General features: G+C 69.6%; 13 protein-coding genes and 2 tRNA genes. 6 read left to right on the top strand and 9 right to left on the bottom strand.

Features of this window, described 5'->3' with window-relative positions:
- Positions 1-51 precede the first annotated feature (51 nt).
- Complete coding sequence (locus V5F75_RS11415; RefSeq protein ID WP_394034970.1) at positions 52-1,299, top strand: mechanosensitive ion channel family protein; 1,248 nt, start codon at positions 52-54, stop codon at positions 1,297-1,299.
- A gap of 28 nt (positions 1,300-1,327) precedes the next feature.
- Here V5F75_RS11415 and V5F75_RS11410 read toward each other — a convergent pair whose 3' ends face one another.
- The 4 genes from V5F75_RS11410 to V5F75_RS11395 form a co-directional block, all read right to left on the bottom strand.
- A complete protein-coding gene (locus V5F75_RS11410; protein WP_394034969.1) occupies positions 1,328-2,032 on the bottom strand; it encodes an ABC transporter ATP-binding protein in 705 nt (234 codons plus the stop codon).
- Positions 2,029-2,811, bottom strand: coding sequence for an ABC transporter ATP-binding protein (locus V5F75_RS11405; protein WP_394034968.1), 783 nt, complete (start codon positions 2,809-2,811; stop codon positions 2,029-2,031). The genes V5F75_RS11410 and V5F75_RS11405 overlap by 4 nt, the downstream gene beginning before the upstream one ends.
- Positions 2,808-4,673, bottom strand: coding sequence for an ABC transporter permease (locus tag V5F75_RS11400; protein WP_394034967.1), 1,866 nt, complete (start codon positions 4,671-4,673; stop codon positions 2,808-2,810). Before V5F75_RS11400 ends, V5F75_RS11405 begins: the two co-directional genes overlap by 4 nt.
- A 261-nt stretch (positions 4,674-4,934) precedes the next feature.
- A complete protein-coding gene (locus tag V5F75_RS11395; RefSeq protein ID WP_394034966.1) occupies positions 4,935-6,119 on the bottom strand; it encodes an ABC transporter substrate-binding protein in 1,185 nt (394 codons plus the stop codon).
- A gap of 283 nt (positions 6,120-6,402) precedes the next feature.
- Here V5F75_RS11395 and V5F75_RS11390 point away from each other — a divergent pair.
- From V5F75_RS11390 to V5F75_RS11375, 4 genes are all read left to right on the top strand, one after another.
- Positions 6,403-6,479 (top strand) — tRNA-Pro (locus V5F75_RS11390).
- Positions 6,480-6,594: 115 nt separating this feature from the next.
- Entirely contained in the window at positions 6,595-6,879 is a 285-nt protein-coding gene (locus V5F75_RS11385; RefSeq protein ID WP_394034965.1) for a hypothetical protein, read from the top strand.
- 116 nt (positions 6,880-6,995) lie between these two features.
- Positions 6,996-7,301 carry an ETC complex I subunit gene (locus V5F75_RS11380; RefSeq protein ID WP_394034964.1) on the top strand — a complete coding sequence of 102 codons (306 nt, stop codon included), beginning with the start codon at positions 6,996-6,998 and terminating at the stop codon, positions 7,299-7,301.
- A gap of 345 nt (positions 7,302-7,646) precedes the next feature.
- Positions 7,647-7,723, top strand: a tRNA-Arg gene (locus V5F75_RS11375).
- Positions 7,724-7,791: 68 nt separating this feature from the next.
- On the opposite strand, the gene yhdJ is transcribed toward V5F75_RS11375, so the two are convergent.
- Complete coding sequence (yhdJ, locus tag V5F75_RS11370) at positions 7,792-8,673, bottom strand: adenine-specific DNA-methyltransferase (protein ID WP_394034963.1); 882 nt, start codon at positions 8,671-8,673, stop codon at positions 7,792-7,794.
- Positions 8,674-8,884: 211 nt separating this feature from the next.
- Between yhdJ and V5F75_RS11365 the strand changes: the two genes are divergently transcribed.
- Positions 8,885-9,841, top strand: a complete 957-nt coding sequence (locus tag V5F75_RS11365; RefSeq protein WP_394034962.1) for a DMT family transporter — start codon at positions 8,885-8,887, stop codon at positions 9,839-9,841.
- 99 nt (positions 9,842-9,940) lie between these two features.
- Here the strand turns inward: V5F75_RS11365 and serA are convergent, their stop codons facing one another.
- From serA to V5F75_RS11345, 4 genes are all read right to left on the bottom strand, one after another.
- Positions 9,941-11,527 carry a phosphoglycerate dehydrogenase gene (gene serA, locus V5F75_RS11360; protein ID WP_394034961.1) on the bottom strand — a complete coding sequence of 529 codons (1,587 nt, stop codon included), beginning with the start codon at positions 11,525-11,527 and terminating at the stop codon, positions 9,941-9,943.
- Positions 11,528-11,564: 37 nt separating this feature from the next.
- Positions 11,565-12,740 (bottom strand): phosphoserine transaminase, encoded by a 1,176-nt coding sequence (locus tag V5F75_RS11355; RefSeq protein ID WP_394034960.1) that lies wholly within the window; start codon positions 12,738-12,740, stop codon positions 11,565-11,567.
- Between the two features lie 165 nt (positions 12,741-12,905).
- The gene (locus tag V5F75_RS11350) at positions 12,906-13,820 is read right to left on the bottom strand and encodes an outer membrane protein (RefSeq protein WP_394034959.1); all 915 of its coding nucleotides are present in this window, start codon (positions 13,818-13,820) and stop codon (positions 12,906-12,908) included.
- Between the two features lie 524 nt (positions 13,821-14,344).
- Positions 14,345-16,348 carry a cation:proton antiporter domain-containing protein gene (locus V5F75_RS11345; protein ID WP_394034958.1) on the bottom strand — a complete coding sequence of 668 codons (2,004 nt, stop codon included), beginning with the start codon at positions 16,346-16,348 and terminating at the stop codon, positions 14,345-14,347.
- Positions 16,349-16,430 lie beyond the last annotated feature (82 nt).

Genomic DNA, 16,430 nt, shown 5'->3' with positions numbered 1-16,430 from the left:
CCCCTGAACCCAACAGGCACCGCCGCGCTTCCCCGGGAGGACCGCCCGCCCATGCTGGACAGCTATGTTCCCAGCGACATCGTGAGCACGTTCAACGGCATCTACACCTCCGTCAGCACGCCGCTCATGGAGGCCTTCAACGATGCCTTGAGCTTTCCCTTCGACCGGCTCATCGTCGCGGTCGTGATCCTGGCGTTCTTCTTCGCCATCCGCCGTCCCATCCGCCACATCATCTTCCTGGGAATGGGGCTGCTGTTCGGCGTGGACAAGCGGGAATTCCGGGACAGCCTGCGGCGGGCGCTGACGGGGCCGGTGGAGCTCCTGCCCGTCGTCTTCGGGACGTTCCTCGCCTTCGAGGCCGTCAAGATCGGCGAGGACAGCCCGATCAAGCTGTTCTCGGAGCGGGTGGTGGAGACGCTGTTCATCGTCTTCGTCTACTGGACCATCATCGCGCTCATCGAGCCGGTTACCGAGCAGCTTCGGCCGCACGCCAGCAAGCTGACGGATTCGGTGGTGGACTGGATCCGCAAGGCGCTGAAGTGCTTCTTCGCCTTCTTCGCGCTGGCGGCCATCCTGCAGCAATGGGGCATCAAGATCGGCCCGCTGCTGGCGGGCATGGGCATCGCCGGCGCCGCGGTCGCCCTCGGCTCGCAGGCGCTGTTCAAGAACCTCATCTCGGGCGTGCTGATCCTGCTGGAACGCCGCTTCCAGTATGGCGACTGGGTGAAGGTGCAGGGCGTCATCGAGGGCACGGTGGAGAGCATCGGCTTCCGCTCCACCCGCGTCCGGCAGTTCGACGATTCCGCGGTCCAGGTGCCGAACTCGGATCTCGCGGACAATGCCGTCATCAACTACAGCCAGATGCGGCGGCGCCGCATCTACTGGATCATCGGCGTGCCCTATTCCACGACGGTGGAGCAGCTCAAGGCCATCCGCGACGGCATCGAGCAGCACATCCACACCTGCGACGACTTCGTGCCCTACACGCTCGCCTCAACCTTCGTGCGCATCGATTCCTTCGGCGCCTCCTCCATCAACATCATGGTCTACTGCTTCACGCAGACCACCAAGTGGGGCGAGTGGCTACAGGTGAAGGAGCGGCTGGCCTACAAGATCATGGAGATCGTTCTGGGCGCCGGCAGCAGCTTCGCCTTCCCCTCCACCTCTCTCTATGTGGAATCCGTGCCGGGCGGCAGGCCGGACCTGTTCCTGCCGCCGGAGGATGCCCGCCCGCGCATCCAGCCGGCCGCCGGCGCACAGGACGAGGCGCCTCTGATGCCCGAGGCGCCGCGCGGCTGATTCTCAGCCCGTGCCCTTCCGCGCGCCGTCACACCGCCAGATAGGCGTCGCGCAGCTCCGGGGCGGCCTCCAGCTCGGCCATGGTGCCGCTGAAGCGCACCCGCCCCCGTTCGAGGATATAGGCGCGGTCGCACACCAGCCGCGCGAAATGGAGGTTCTGCTCGCTCACCAGAATGCCGAGCCCCTCCCGCTTCATGGCCACGATGGCCTCGGCCATCTGCTCCACGATACGCGGCGCGAGGCCCTCGGAGGGCTCGTCGAGCAGCACCAGGGCGGGATTGCCCATGAGGGTGCGGGCGATGGCGAGCATCTGCTGCTCGCCGCCGCTCATCTGCCCGCCCCGCCGCCCGCGCATCTCGCCGAGGTTGGGGAAGAGGGCGCAGATGCGCTCCACGGTCCAGGTGGCGACGCCGGGGCGTGGCGGCCGCCGGCCCACCTCCAGGTTCTCCTCCACCGTCAGGTCGGTGAAGATGCGCCGGTCCTCCGGCACGTAGCCGAGGCCGCGCCTCGCGATCTCGTAGGGCGGCAGGCGCGAGATGTCCTCGCCCGCCAGCAGCACCCGGCCGGCGCGCCGGGGCACGAGGCCCATCAGCGAACGGAAGGTGGTGGTCTTGCCCGCGCCGTTGCGGCCCAGCAGCGCCACCACCTCGCCCTCGCCCACCGCAACGTCCACGGCGAACAGGATGTGGGCCTGGCCGTAGAAGGCGTCGAGGCCCTGCGCGTCGAGCCTCATCGCCCCGCCTCCCCGCCGGGCCCGGCCGCGTGGAGCAGGCCCTCGCCGAGATAGACCGCCCGCACCCTCGGGTCCCGCCGCACCTCCTGCGGGGCGCCGCGCGCGATCAGCTCGCCCCGGTCCAGCACCATCACGGCATCCGCGTGCTCGAACACCACGTCCATGTCGTGCTCGGTGAAGAGCACGCCCATGCTCCGGGCGCGGGCGAGGGAGGCGGCGAGGCGCATCAGCTCCGCCCGCTCGCCGGGGGCCATGCCGGCGGTGGGCTCGTCCATCAGCAGCAGGCGCGGCCGGTTGGCGAGGGCCATGGCCAGCTCCAGCCGCTTCAGGTCGCCATAGGCGAGCGCGCCGCAGGGCCGCTCCGCCTGCTCCGCCATGCCCACCTGCGCCAGCAGCCCTTCAGCCTCCGCGCGGCAGGCGGCGCCGGCACGGCCCACCGGCAGCCAGAGCCGGCGCCTGTGCGAGAGCAGCGCCACCTGCACGTTCTCCCGCACGGTCATGGAACCGAAGGTGGCGGTGACCTGGAAGGTGCGCCCCACCCCGCGCCGCCACATGGCGCGCGGCGGCAGGCCCGTCACCGTCTCGCCGGCGAGGGAGATGGTGCCGGCATCGGGGCGGATCTGCCCGTTGAGCATATTGAAGCAGGTGCTCTTGCCCGCGCCGTTGGGGCCGATGAGCGCCAGGATCTCCCCCGCGCGCAGCGAGAAGGAGACATCGCGCACCGCCTGCACCCCGGCATAGGACTTGGCGAGCCCCCGCGCCTCCAGCAGCACGGTCATGGCGCCGCCTCCGCCCCGGCCCGGCCCCGGCGCACGCGCGCGAGGAGGCTTTCGGCGAAGCCGGCGATGCCCTTCGGAAAGGCTACCACCAGCAGCACGATGACCGCCCCCAGCACCAGCTTGGAAAGATCGGTCTGGCTCATGAGCCAGATGGCGAGCGCCTTGTAGACCACCGCCCCCGCCACCGCGCCGGAGACCGTGCCGATGCCGCCCAGCAGCACCATCACCAGCGCATCCACCGAGAGCGGAATGGCCAGCACCTCGGGAAAGACCGAGCCCTTCAGGAAGGCGAACAGCGCCCCGGCGAGGCCGGCGAAGGCGCCCGCCACCATGAAGGCGGCCCATTGCACCCGTCGCGGATCGATGCCCAGCGCCTCGGCGCGCAGGGCGCTGTCGCGCGCGGCCCGAAGGGAATAGCCGAAGGGTGAGAACACCAGCATGCGCAGCACCGCCACCCCTGCCACGGCCGCCGCGAGCGCGAGCCAGTAGAAGCCTTGCGGGCTCGCGGCCCAGGCCGCCGGCCACACGCCCAGGATGCCGTTGTCGCCCCCCGTCACCTCCACCCACTGGAACGCCACCGACCACGTGATCTGCGCGAAGGCGAGGGTGAGCATGGCGAGATAGACCCCCGAGAGCCGCACGCAGAACCAGCCGAACAGCGCCGCCCCCGCGAGCGCCAGCAGCGGGCCGAGCGCCAGCGCCGCCCCCATGGGCGCGCCGAGCCACGTGGCGGCGAGCGCGGCACCATAGGCGCCGAGGCCGAAATAGGCGGCATGGCCGAAGGAGGCGAGCCCGCCGGTGGACATCATGAACTGCAGGCTCGCCGCGAACAGCACGAACACCAGGATCTCGGCGCCGACGCCGAGCGCATAGCCCCCCGCCACCAGCGGCAGCGCCGCCGCAGCGGCCACCGCCAGCGCGGTGCCGAGGCGCGCCGCCGGGGCGAGCGGGCGCCACGGCCGCGCGGAAAGGCCAGTGCCGGCGCGCGGGGCGGCATCCGGCCGGCCGAACAGGCCCCAGGGCCGCACCACCAGCACCAGGGCCATCACCAGGAACACCGTAACCATGGAGATCTGCGGCAGCACCAGGATGCCGAAGGCGTTCAGCTCCGCCACCAGCACCGCCGCCACGAACGCCCCCGTGACCGAGCCCAGCCCGCCGATGACCACCACCACGAACGCCTCCACGATGATGGAGAGGTCCATGGCATGGGTCACGGTGGTGCGCGGAATCTGCAGGGCGCCGCCGAGCGCCGCCAGGAACACGCCGAGGGCGAACACGCCGGTGAACAGCCACTTCTGGTTCACGCCCAGGCAGGCCACCATCTCGCGGTCCTGGGTGGCGGCCCGCACCAGCACGCCCCACCGGGTGCGGTGGAACAGCAGCCACAGCGCCCCCAGCACCGCCGGGCCCAGCGCCATGAGCAGGAGATCATAGGCGGGCACCAGCCGGCCCAGCACCGGCACCGCGCCGGTGAAGCCCGGCGCGCGTGGGCCCATCAGGTCGTCCGGCCCCCAGACCAGCACCACCAGATCCTCCACCATCAGCGTGACGCCGAAAGTGGCAAGGAGCTGGAACAGCTCGGGCGCCTGATAGATGCGGCGCAGCAGCGCCATTTCCATGAGCGCGCCCAGGACCGCCACCGCGAGGCTCGCCGCCACGAGGCCGCCCCAGAAGCCGAGCGGCCCCGAGAAGCGCGCGGTGAGGGTGAAGGCCACGTAGGCGCCGAGCATGTAGAAGGCGCCGTGGGCGAAGTTCACGATGCGCGTGACGCCGAAGATGATCGACAGGCCCGACGCCACCAGGAACAGGGAGGCGGCGCTGGCGAGCCCGCTCAGGGCCTGGATCAGCAGGAAATCCACGGCAGCGCCTTTCGTTCACCGGCGGGAAGGTCTTGTGGTGCCGGCCGACGCCCATCGGCGACGGGTCCGCATCCGGATGGCCGGAACCGTTGCGGCCGGGCGAGCCGGCGAGAGGCGGGCGCGGGACGGTCTTCCGGCCCTCGCGATCCGCTCGCCTTCCCGGCCACCCGTCGGCGGGAGAGGAAGGGCCCCTCCCCCTCTCGCGAGGGAGAGCGCGCGGCGCGGGCGCGACGAGGAGCCGGCAGGCGCCGCCAGCGCCGCTCAGTTCGCCGGGCGCATCTTCGCGGCGTCTTCCTCGCTCGGCAGGTAGTCGGCGCCCTTCTTGAACACCACGTCCACCATGATGCCCTTGCCGTCCTTCAGCGCGGTGCGGCCCACGAAGGCGCCGAGGGTCGACTGGTGGTCCGCCGCGCGGTAGACGATATCGCCGTAGGGCGTCGAAACCTTCAGGTTTCCCATGGCCTTGAGCAGGCTGTCGGTGGAAAGGTCGTCCGCCGCCGCCAGCGCCGCGGCGATGCTCTTCACCGTGGAATAGCCGATGACGGCGCCGAGGCGCGGATAGTCCTTGTGGAGCTGCTGGTAGGCATCGAGGAACGCCTTATGCTCCGGCGTGTCGACGGAATACCAGGGGTAGCCGGTGACGATCCAGCCTTCCGGCGCCTCGTCCTTCAGGGGGTCGAGATATTCCGGCTCGCCGGTGAGATAGCTCACCACCGCGCGGTCCTTGAACACGCCGCGGGTATTGCCCTCGCGCACCAGCTTCACGAGGTCGCCGGCGAAGGTGGCGTTGAGGATGGCGTCGGGCTTGGCCGCGTCGATGGCCTGGAGCACCGGGCCGGGATCGATCTTGTTGAGCGGCGGCCACTGCTCGGCCACGAACTCCACGTCCGGCCGCCGCTTCTTCAGCAGCTCCTTGAACACCGCCACGAAGGACTGCCCGAACTCGTAGTTGGGCGCGATGGTGGCCCAGCGCCGGGCCGGCAGCTTGGCCGCCTCCTCCGCCAGCATGGCCGCCTGCATGTAGTTGGAGGTGCGCAGGCGGAAGGTGTAGGCATTGCCCTTCGACCACACCATGGCATCGGTGAGCGGCTCGGAGGCGAGGTACATCACCTTCTTCTGCTTCGCGAAATCGGAGAGCGCCAGGCCGACGTTGGAGAGGAAGCCGCCGGCGATCATCACCACCCCGTCGCGGGTGACGAGCTCGTTGGCGGCGGTGAGCGCGTCGCCCGGCTTGCCGCCGTCGTCTTTGGTGATGATGACGAGCTTGCGCCCCTTGATGCCGCCGGCGTCGTTGATCTGCTTCAGCGCCAGCTCCATGCCCTTGCGGTAGGGCTCGGTGAAGCCGGGCAGCGCCGAATAGGAATTGATCTCGCCCACCTTGATGTCGTCCGCGGCCCGCGCGGCACCGCAGGCCGCGAGCAGGGCGGCGAGCGCCAGTGCCATCATCCGTCTCATCCGCTCATCCCCCTCCGCGCCGCCCGCGTGCCGGGCCGCGCCGCATGTCGCGCTTTCCGCCATCCTAGCGCAAGGCGGGCCCGCTTTTGACGCGCCCCGCGCCCTGCCGCAAGCCGGCGGACAAGGCGCCGGAGGCCATTCCGCGCCCATGCCCGCCCCGCCGCGTCCATATGCCCCAACGGGATGCCCCGTGCCACTTCCGCGGCGGAGCGGCGCGCGGCCCCTTGCGCCGGGCGCGCGCGAAATGTAGGAATGGCGCCATTCTCCCCAGTGTCGGAGCATAGCGCAGCCTGGTAGCGCATCTGCTTTGGGAGCAGAGGGTCGCAGGTTCAAATCCTGCTGCTCCGACCACCCCTTCCAAATCCGCACCCGGCCACCGCGCTCCGTGCCTTCGCGGCGCCCTTGCATTCGCCGGTGCGTTGCGCCTCAACTCCGACCCGCCCGAACCGGGCGGAATCGGAACCCCATGATGCGCATGACACCGGCCGTCCTCACGGCCTCCCTTCTGGCGACCCTGCTCGCCGCCGGCCCGGCCCTGGCGGACAAGCCGGCGGCCGATCGCTGCGCCGCGAAGCTCCCGCCCGATGCCCACGCCATCTATGCCGCGAGCGCCCCGAAGCTGGTGCCCGGCGCCGACGGGCGCGCCGTGGTGACGGAAGAGACGCGCAAGCTGGTGCTCGGCGGGCAGGTGGATTTCAACAGGGCGCATGATGCCGCCATGGCCGCCGCCGGCTGCCTCATGCTGCGCTGAGGGCGGCCCGGCATCGGTTGTCAGCGCGCCGCGCGCTCACTATAGAAACTCTCGGAAGAGACACCCTGGTGGGTCGGCGGGCATGCCCGCCGCGATGGGAAGCGGGCTGAAGGATCATGGTGGCACGCATCTACAAGCCGACACGCAACGCCATGCAGTCCGGCGTGGCCAACACCAAGCAGTGGGTGCTGGAATACGAGCCCGAGCAGCCACGCACCGTGGAGCCGCTCATGGGCTACACCGCCTCCACCGACATGCGCAGCCAGATTCGCCTCACCTTCGAAAGCAAGGAGGAGGCGGTGGCCTACGCGGAGCGCAACGCCATCCCCTACCAGGTGTCCGAACCCCACGAGGCGGGCCGGAAGAAGATCGCCTATTCGGACAACTTCTCCTTCCGCCGCATGGGTCAGTGGACCCACTGATTCCGCCGCGCAGCCCGCGCACCCTCCCTCGCCGGGCCGCACGCGCGCTTTGAAGCGTTTCCGAGCGAAGTGGAAGCCGGTTCGCGTGAAGGAAACGCGTCATTGTGAGAGGATGAATCGTTTCGGTGTTTCCATGAAACCCTGAAACGATCCAGAAGCCCGCCTTCGCCGCGACGGCTCTCAAACGGGCCGCGTGGCCGGCTTCCAGGCCGCGCTCCGCCGGCCTCCATGCCGATGCGGCCCCCGTGTCCGTCACGCGTCGCCGACGCGCTGGATGTGATGACCGCCGGGTTTGAAGACTTGCCGGTTTGAAGACTTGCCGGTTTGAAGACTTGCCGGCTTTCCGGCCCCGTAGCTCAACTGGATAGAGCACTCGCCTTCTAAGCGAGCGGTTGCGTGTTCGAGTCACGCCGGGGTCGCCATTTCCTCCGCCCGCATAGCGTTCAAGCGAAATTGAACCGGCTCCGGCCCGGAACCGGGGCCGGCGGGCTCAAGCCTCCTCCGCCGTCGCGCCGCCCTCCGGCGGTGCCGCGCCTGCCCCGCGATCATGCTTCGAGCGGTTGGCGGTCTTGCGCCGCTTCACCTTCGCCAGATCCTCCGCCGTGTATGGCGATGGCAGCGCGAGGCGGCGGATGCCGATCCGCGCATAGGCCTCGTTGATCTCGATGGAGATGGACCCCCGCCCCAGCCGCCGGGCCACCGCCCCCGTAGTGAAGGTGCCGGCGAAGGGGTCCAGCACCAGGTCGCCCGGATGGCTGGAGGCGCGGACGATACGCTCCAGCAGCGCCTCCGGCTTCTGGCTGGGGTGATTCTCGTATTCCCCCATGCGGAAGCGCACGCGCGGCAGGCTCCACACATTGCCCGGCACCTTGCGGCTGGCATAGGGCCGAGGCGGGTCCCTGCGATAATCGATCAGCCCGCGCCGCGCACCGGTCTTCGCCTCCACCAGGATGTCTTCGGCATTGAAGGTTGCGGCGCCGCCCGAGGCCACCATGTGCAGGATGGGCTCCCACATGGAGCCGAAGCTGCGACGGGCCTGCACGCCCGAACTGTCATAGGCCCACACGATGCGCGAGAGGATGGTGAAGCGCGCACGGCAGTAGAGGTCCAGGTGCGGCATCATCTGGGTGGAGGCCATCAGGTAGAAGCTGCCGCCCGGTCGCAGCACCCGCCGGCATTCGTCGATCCAGCGCCCGCACCAGGCGAGGTATTCTCCCTCCTCGCGCCGGTCGCCCACCCCGTCGAAATCCTTGCCGATGTTGTACGGCGGATCGGCGAACACGAGGTCCACCGTGCCGGTGCCGATGCCCGCCAGGGCCTCGAGCACGTCGCCGTGGACCACCTGATGCTCCCCGCTCGCGAATGTGCGCATTCCGCCCCGCCGCCTCCCGCCGGCGGGAGACTACCGCGCCCGCAGCGGCCCGACCACCGGCGCCATGCGCTGGCCGCAGGGCACGGCGCGCCGCCGGTCCTTGCGCTGCATGGCGGATTGCCCGATCAGGTTTATTCAAATGCAGCGGGCCCGTAACGAGGCACCGCGGCGGCGGCGCGCGCCGGCGCGGCGCCGGCACATGGGAGGAAGCATGCCGGCACCACATCTCCTGCGCCGCCTGTTCGACGCGCCCTATCTGCTCCTGGCCCTCACCTCCCTGCTGTGGGCCGGCAATTTCGTGGTGGGTCGCTACGTGGCGGGCCACGTGCCGCCGCTCACTCTGGCGCTGCTGCGCTGGGTGGGGGCCACGCTCATCGTGCTGCCCTTCTCCTATGCGCAGGTGATGCGCGACCTGCCGGTGATTCGCGCCCATTTCTGGTCGCTGCTGCTGCTGGCCGCCACCGGCATCTCCTGCTTCAATGCCATGAGCTATTACGCGCTCCAATATACGGAAGCGCTGAACGGCCTGCTGCTCCAGTCCATGGCTCCGCTGCTGGTGGGGGTGTGGAGCTTCGCCCTGTTCCGCGATCGGCTGAGCCTGGGGCAGGCGGCGGGCATCCTCACCTCCCTGTGCGGGGTGCTGCTCATCATCAGCCGCGGCGAGGTGGACACCCTGCTGCACCTGAAGCCCAACATCGGCGATGTGTGGATCCTCATCGCGCTGCTGATCTACGCCTTCTACGCCGCCATCCTGCGCACGCGGCCGCCGCTGGGCGGGCTTTCCTTCCTCACCGTCATCATGGCGCTCGGGGCGCTGCTGCTGGCGCCGTTCGGCCTGTGGGAGGCATTGAGCGGGCACGTGTTCGTGGTGGACACGCAATCCCTGCTCGCCCTCGCCTACGTGATGGTGGGGCCCTCGCTGGTCGCCTATCTCTTCTTCAACCGCGCGGTGGAGCTGGTGGGCGCCAACACGGCGGCGCCCTTCCTGCACCTGATGCCGGTGTTCGGCACCGGGCTCGCCATCGCCTTTCTGGGCGAGCAGGTGGCGTGGTTCCATCTCGGCGGCTATGCGCTGGTCATCAGCGGCATCGCCCTCGCCACCTTCGCCGCGCGCAAGGCGCGGCCCAAGGCGGCGGAGGGGACACCCACGGCCGGCGATCCGCACTGAGGCCTAAGCCAGAGGCCCGCGCGCCTTTCTCGCGGGTCCTTGGCCGAGCCCGCGCGGCGCTTGAACGAGGCTGAGCCGGCGCCGGGCGAAGGCCGGGCATCAGAAGGCGAGCAGCCGCGCCAGCCGCACCTGCGGCAGGGCGCGCGCCGCGTCCATCAACCCCGCCGGCAGGGACCCGTCCACCGCCACCAGGGCGATGGCATCGCCCCCCGCCCGGTCGCGGCCGAGGGAGAAGGTGGCGATGTTGACGCCCGCCGCGCCCAGCAGGCTCGCGAGCTGGCCCACGAAGCCCGGCTTGTCGATATTCTCCGCATAGATCATCGCCGGGGCGAAGGCGGCATCCACCTTGATGCCGTTGACGGCGACGATGCGTGGATGCCCGTCCGCGAACACGGTGCCGCAGACCGTGCGCACGGCGCCACCGGCGATCACCGAAAGGGTGACGAGGCTCTCATAGTCGCCCGCCGCGGCGCGGGTGGTCTCCTCGATGTTCACGCCCCGCGCCCGCGCCAGGGCCGGCGCGGAGACGAGGTTCACCTCCTGCAGCATGGGCCGCAACAGCCCCGCCACGGCGGCGGCGGTGAGCGCTTTCACGTTGAGGCCCGCCACGGCGCCCTCAAAGGTGACGCGCACGGTGGCGATGTCGGTGTCGGTGAGCTGGCCGAGGAAGGCGCCCAGCCTCTCCGCGAGCGCCAGATGGGGCCGCAGGCGCGGCGCCTCCTCGGCCGTGATGGAGGGGAAGTTCAGCGCATTCGCCACCGCGCCGGAGAGCAGGTAGTCGCTCATCTGGCCGGCGATCTGCAGGGCCACGTTCTCCTGCGCCTCGGTGGTGGCGGCGCCCAGATGGGGCGTGCACACCACGTTCTCCCGGCCGAACAGCGGGCTCGCCAGGGCCGGCTCGTCCTGGAACACGTCGAGCGCGGCGCCGGCCACATGGCCACTGTCCAGCGCCGCCGCCAGCGCCGCCTCGTCCAGCAGCCCCCCGCGCGAGCAGTTGATGATGCGCACCCCCGCCTTGGCGCGGGCGATGTTCCGAGCGGAGAGGATGTTCCGCGTCTTCTCCGTGAGCGGGGTGTGCAGGCTGATGAAGTCCGCGCGGGCGAGCAGGGCGTCGAGCTCCACCTTCTCCACCCCGAGGGCGAGCGCGCGCTCCACCGAGAGGAAGGGATCGAAGGCGATCACCTTCATGCGCAGCCCCAGCGCCCGCTCGGCGACGATGGAGCCGATGTTGCCGCAGCCGATGACGCCCAGGGTCTTGCCCGTGAGCTCCACGCCCATGAAGCGGTCCTTCTCCCAGCGGCCGGCCTGGGTGGAGGCATCCGCCGCCGGGATCTGCCGGGCGAGGGCGAACATGAGCGCGATGGCGTGCTCGGCGGTGGTGATGGAATTGCCGAATGGCGTGTTCATCACCACCACGCCGCGCGCGGTGGCGGCGGGAAGGTCGATATTGTCCACGCCCGTGCCGGCGCGGCCGATGACCTTCAGCCGCCCCGCGCGGGCCAGCACCTTCGGCGTCACGCGCGTGCCGGAGCGCACCACCAGCCCGTCATAAGCGCCGATGGCGGCGGCCAGCGCCGCCTTATCCGGCCCCAGCTCCGGACGCAGGTCCGCCGCGATGCCGCGATCCTCGAAAATGCGGATCGCGGCCGGGGAAAGCGGATCGGAGATGAGGACGCGGGGGGCCATGGCGGTGCTCCGGCGCCGGGGGTCGTCGCGCGGCCGCTCAGGCCGCCTGGGGCAGCGCGGCCCTGGCCTCGTTGAAGGCCCAGTCGAGCCAGTGGGTCAGGGACGCGACATCGGCGCGCTCCACCGTGGCGCCGCACCAGATGCGCAGGCCGGGCGGGGCGTCGCGGTAGGAGCCGATGTCATAGGCGATGCCGCCCTTCTCCAGCCCCGAGGAAATGGCCTTGGCGAACGCCGCCTGCGCCTCCGCCGGCAGGGCGGTGACGGCCGGGTCCACCACCCTGAGGCACACGGAGGTGTTGGAGCGCGTCATCGGGTCCCGAGCCAGGAAATCCACCCAGGGCGTCACCGCCACCCACTGGGCGATGGCCTCGAAGTTGCGGTTCGAGCGCTCCTGCAGCGCTTCGAGCCCGCCGATGTTCCGCGCCCACTTCAGGGCGTCGATATAGTCCTCCACGCACAGCATGGAGGGGGTGTTGATGGTCTCGCCCACGAAGATGCCCTCCATGAGCTTGCCGCCCTTCGTGAGGCGGAAGATCTTCGGCATCGGCCAGGCGGGGGTGTAGCTCTCGAGCCGCTCCACCGCGCGCGGGGAGAGGATGAGCATGCCGTGCGCGCCCTCCCCGCCCAGCACCTTCTGCCAGGAGAAGGTGACAACATCGAGCTTGGAGAAATCCACCCGCTGCGCGAACGCCGCCGAGGTGGCGTCGCAGATGGTAAGGCCCTGCCGGTCGGCCGGAATCCATTCTCCGTCCGGCACCATCACGCCGGAGGTGGTGCCGTTCCAGGTGAAGACCACGTCGTGGCTGAAATCCACCGCGGCAAGGTCGGGCAGGTCGCCGTAGGGGGCTGTGATGGCGCGGACGCCGGAGAGCTTGAGCTGCTTCACCACGTCGGTGATCCAGCCTTCGCCGAAGGATTCCCAGGCCAGCATGTCCACGGGGCGCGCGCCCAGCAGCGACCACATGGCAAGCTCCACCGCCCCGGTATCGGAGGCGGGCACGATGCCGATGCGGTAATCGTCCGGGATCTCCAGCACCTCGCGCGTGAGGTCGATGGCCTCCTTCAGCTTGACCTTGCCCACCTTGGCGCGGTGGGAGCGGCCGAGCGGCGCGTCCGAGAGCGCCTCAAGGGACCAGCCGGGGCGCTTGGCGCAGGGGCCGGAGGAGAAATTGGGATTCTCCGGGCGCGTGGCCGGAGCGGGGTTCGCAGTCATGAGCATCCTTCCAGATGATCGCCTCCCGTTGGGGGGAGGTGGCCCGCGCGTGGCGATACGCCCGCGGCGCGGGGGGCGTCAAGCGCGGCTCACGCGCTTCAGGCCCGTCCATCCGGAAGAGGTCGGGCGCCCGCCGACGATGCGGCGGGCTCCCCGGAGCGCCGATCAGAACTTGTAGTTCACGCCGGCCCGCACGGTGTGGAATTTGAAGTCGGCGGTGCCGTTGTGATAGGTATTATCCTCGGTGTTCAGGTAGGTGTACTCGGAGCTTCCGAGATCGACGTAAAGGTATTCGGCTTTCACGATCCAGTTGTTCGTCACGGCGAACTCGCCGCCGCCGCCGATGGTCCAGCCCCACTTCTCCTCGGACTGCGAGGGCAGGCCGACAGTGGTGGTGCGCACCCGGTCCGGCAGCCGCGCGCCGGTCGAATCCCACGACGCGACATTGGTCAGCGTGGTGTCGGAGCCCTCCACCGAGGTCCGCCCATAGGCGGCGCCGCCCGTGAAATAAGGCAGGAACCGATCCATCGCATAGCCGACACGCGCGCGGATGGTTCCAAAGTAATCGACACCGGCGCTCCTTTCGCCCTGACCGCCATAAATGCTCGCGACATTATTCGTATTCGTCACGGGATCATAGTAGTATTGATACTGGCTGACGAGGTTGCTGCTGGTATCGCTCCGCGTCTTTCCCTTGACGCCGGACCACTGAAGATCGGTCTCGAAGCCGAGCACGATGTTGTTGCGGAGCTGGTAATTATAGCCGACCTGCCCGCCGACCACCGCACCCGACGAGGTGACCGAATTCGAGCTGCTGCCCAGGAGCGTGCCCGGATTGTAGTTGCGGAACGTGTTGGTCCGGTAGTTGTAATAGGTCTGGTTGTTGGGCCCGACCGACCGCAGCTCATCGTTCTGCACCCGTCCGGCGCCGACGCCGGCATTGCCGCCGATGTAGAAGCCGGTCCAGGAAAAGGCAGGCGCGGGCGCGCTCTTGACGGGATAGGGGCTGCCCAGGTCGGCGGCGACAGCCGGGGCCGACACGGCGGCAATCGCAACGGCGGCGAGGATGACGGACTTCATATTCAGCTCCCAGACCACAACGGGCTAAATCAGGATACGGACTGAACAGAGCACCGCACGCGTGCAGGAGTACTACGTCGCCAGGATTGTTACATCAGGCACGACGCTTAAGACCAATCAGCGCATGTATATGTGCTCAGCAATATTGGTTTACGCTACGCATGGTTAAAGAACACTAAATGGTTGCATTTAGATGAGATCCGGTCCGGCGACGCGACTGCGATCCCCGTGAGCGGCCCCGCAAAAAGCTGGCGCGATGGAAAGGGAAAGGCCGCAGTGAATGGGAGCGATGTCGGCGCGGCCCGCCACAGTCGCCACACCACGCGCGCGGGCGGCAAGCGGCCGGGCCCACGGTGTCGGACGCCATGCCGGAGGCGCGCGGCGTCAGGCTTGTCCTGGAAATGACGGCGCGCGTGGGCGCCGCGTCACCCCAGACGCCATTGCGCGCGGCAACGCGCACGCCATGAAATCATGGAAACCCGCCTCCCGCGCCGCCATGCGGCACGGCAGGCAACCCGCGTGCCCTACCGTGCGTCTTCCGGCGCCGGGGCGGCGTTCGGTGGGGGCGGCGCCGCGTCCTCCGCGACGGGCTCTTGCGCGGCTTCAGCCGCGCGCTCCTCCGGCAACGGGGCCATCTCGGGAATCTCGGCCGCGGCCTCGGCCGGGGGCAGCACGTGGCCCAGCATGCCGCGCGCCACCTCGCGCTCGCCCATGATGATGAAGTTGGCGCCGGTGGCGCGCAGGCGGTCCACCTCTTCGTCGGAGTGGGCGCGGGCGATGATCTCGATGCCCGGATTGACGGCCCGCGCCTTCTTCAGCACGCCGCTCGCCTCGAAGCCATTGGGAATGGCGAGAATGAGCCGCTTCGCGCCGGCGAGGTTGGCGGCGGTGATGGCGGCGGGCGAGGCAGCATTGGCGTTGACCACCTCGAAGCCGCCCGCGCGCAGCTCCTCCACGCGGTCCTGCTGGTCCTCGATCACCAGCAGCGGCACGCCGGCGGCCTTCAGGCCATCGGCCACCAGCCGGCCCACGCGGCCGTAGCCGACGATGACCGTGTGGTTTTCCTTGTCGGTGATCTGGAGGGTCTCCGGGCTGTCCTCGTCCTGCACGGCCACGGTCGCCTCGCCGCCCGCGACGGCCTTCGCCTCCGCCTTGGCGGCGACCTTGGCGGCCTTGGCCTCCACCTTGGCCTGCTTCGCCTCGGCCTTGGCTTCGGCTTTCGCTTCCGCCTTGGCGGCCGCTTTCTCCTCGGCCTTCACGGCCTTGGCCTCCGCCTTCTCCATCTTGCGGGCCATGGTGCGCGCCATGTCCTGCGCCATCTTGCGGGCGCGGAAGCGGTCGAGCACCAGGAAGAAGAAGGGATTGGCGACGATGGAGATGATGGCGGCGGCGAGGATCAGGTCGCTGCCCTCCTTGGGCAGCAGGTCGAGGCTCATGCCCAGGGCCACCAGGATGAACGAGAACTCGCCGATCTGCGCCAGGGAGGCCGAGATGGTGAAGGCCGTGAGCTTGGCATAGCCGAACATGCGCACCAGCACATAGGCGGCCACCGACTTGCCCAGCAATACGATGGCGAGGGTCGCGATGAGCGGCAGCGGCTGGGTGATGATGATCTCCGGGTCCACCAGCATGCCCACGGAGACGAAGAACAGCACGGCGAAGGCGTCGCGCAGGGGCAGCGTTTCCTCCGCGGCGCGCTGCGAGAGCGGCGATTCGCTCAGCACCATGCCGGCGAAGAAGGCGCCGAGGGCGAACGACACGCCGAACAGCTTGGCCGAGCCGAACGCCACGCCGAGCGCCACGGCCAGCACCGCGAGGCGGAACAGCTCGCGCGAGCCCACGTGCGCCACCCAATGCATGATGAACGGGATCACCCGCCGCCCCACCACCAGCATGAGCGCCACGAACGCCGCGACCTTGGCGAGGGTGACGGCGATGGAGGTCCATATGTCCATGGGGCCGAACCACTCGCCGGCCGCCCCCGCGTGCACCGCCTTGCCGCCCAGCGCCTCGGACATGGCCGGCAGCAGCACCAGCGTGAGCACCATGGCGAGGTCTTCGACGATGAGCCAGCCGACCGCGATGCGGCCCTGCTCGCTCTCGATCATGCGCCGTTCCTGCAACGCGCGCAGCAGCACTACCGTGCTCGCCACCGAAAGGGCGAGGCCGAACACAAGGCCCCCGCCGATGCCCCACCCCATGAAATGGGCAAGGCCCATGCCCATCGCCGTCGCCACGCCGATCTGCAGCACGGCGCCCGGCACCGCGATGGCCTTCACCGACAGAAGGTCGCTGAGGGAGAAGTGCAGGCCCACGCCGAACATGAGCAGGATGATGCCCACCTCGGCCAGCTGCTCCGCCAGGTGCTGGTCCGCCACGAAGCCGGGAGTGAACGGCCCCGCCATGACACCCGCGAGCAGGTAGCCCACCAGAGGCGACAGCCGCAGCCGCTGCGCCAGCGCGCCGAAGGCAAAAGCCAGCACGAATGCCCCGACGAGGGTCGCGATCAGCGGCGTATCGTGGGGCAAGCATCACCTCCGGGGCATGGAAAGAAACAAAAGGTACCCGCGTGCCCGAGGGCGCGCCGATGTGCGAATGCAGGAAATGCCT

It is taken from the genome of Xanthobacter albus (genome assembly GCF_043194895.2).
Lineage (GTDB): Bacteria > Pseudomonadota > Alphaproteobacteria > Rhizobiales > Xanthobacteraceae > Xanthobacter.
The sequence above is the reverse complement of the archived record's forward strand: the minus strand, read 5'-3'. Positions and strand labels throughout refer to the sequence as shown.

What these genes read in the sequence shown, in the direction of transcription:
- V5F75_RS11380 (WP_394034964.1), top strand. Translation starts at nt 6,996, where the DNA reads ATGGTGGCACGCATCTACAAGCCGACACGCAACGCCATGCAGTCCGGC.
- serA (WP_394034961.1), bottom strand. Translation starts at nt 11,527, where the DNA reads ATGGCCCCCCGCGTCCTCATCTCCGATCCGCTTTCCCCGGCCGCGATC.
- V5F75_RS11405 (WP_394034968.1), bottom strand. Translation starts at nt 2,811, where the DNA reads ATGACCGTGCTGCTGGAGGCGCGGGGGCTCGCCAAGTCCTATGCCGGG.
- V5F75_RS11350 (WP_394034959.1), bottom strand. Translation starts at nt 13,820, where the DNA reads ATGAAGTCCGTCATCCTCGCCGCCGTTGCGATTGCCGCCGTGTCGGCC.
- V5F75_RS11415 (WP_394034970.1), top strand. Translation starts at nt 52, where the DNA reads ATGCTGGACAGCTATGTTCCCAGCGACATCGTGAGCACGTTCAACGGC.
- V5F75_RS11395 (WP_394034966.1), bottom strand. Translation starts at nt 6,119, where the DNA reads ATGATGGCACTGGCGCTCGCCGCCCTGCTCGCGGCCTGCGGTGCCGCG.
- V5F75_RS11410 (WP_394034969.1), bottom strand. Translation starts at nt 2,032, where the DNA reads ATGAGGCTCGACGCGCAGGGCCTCGACGCCTTCTACGGCCAGGCCCAC.
- V5F75_RS11385 (WP_394034965.1), top strand. Translation starts at nt 6,595, where the DNA reads ATGATGCGCATGACACCGGCCGTCCTCACGGCCTCCCTTCTGGCGACC.
- yhdJ (WP_394034963.1), bottom strand. Translation starts at nt 8,673, where the DNA reads ATGCGCACATTCGCGAGCGGGGAGCATCAGGTGGTCCACGGCGACGTG.
- V5F75_RS11355 (WP_394034960.1), bottom strand. Translation starts at nt 12,740, where the DNA reads ATGACTGCGAACCCCGCTCCGGCCACGCGCCCGGAGAATCCCAATTTC.
- V5F75_RS11365 (WP_394034962.1), top strand. Translation starts at nt 8,885, where the DNA reads ATGCCGGCACCACATCTCCTGCGCCGCCTGTTCGACGCGCCCTATCTG.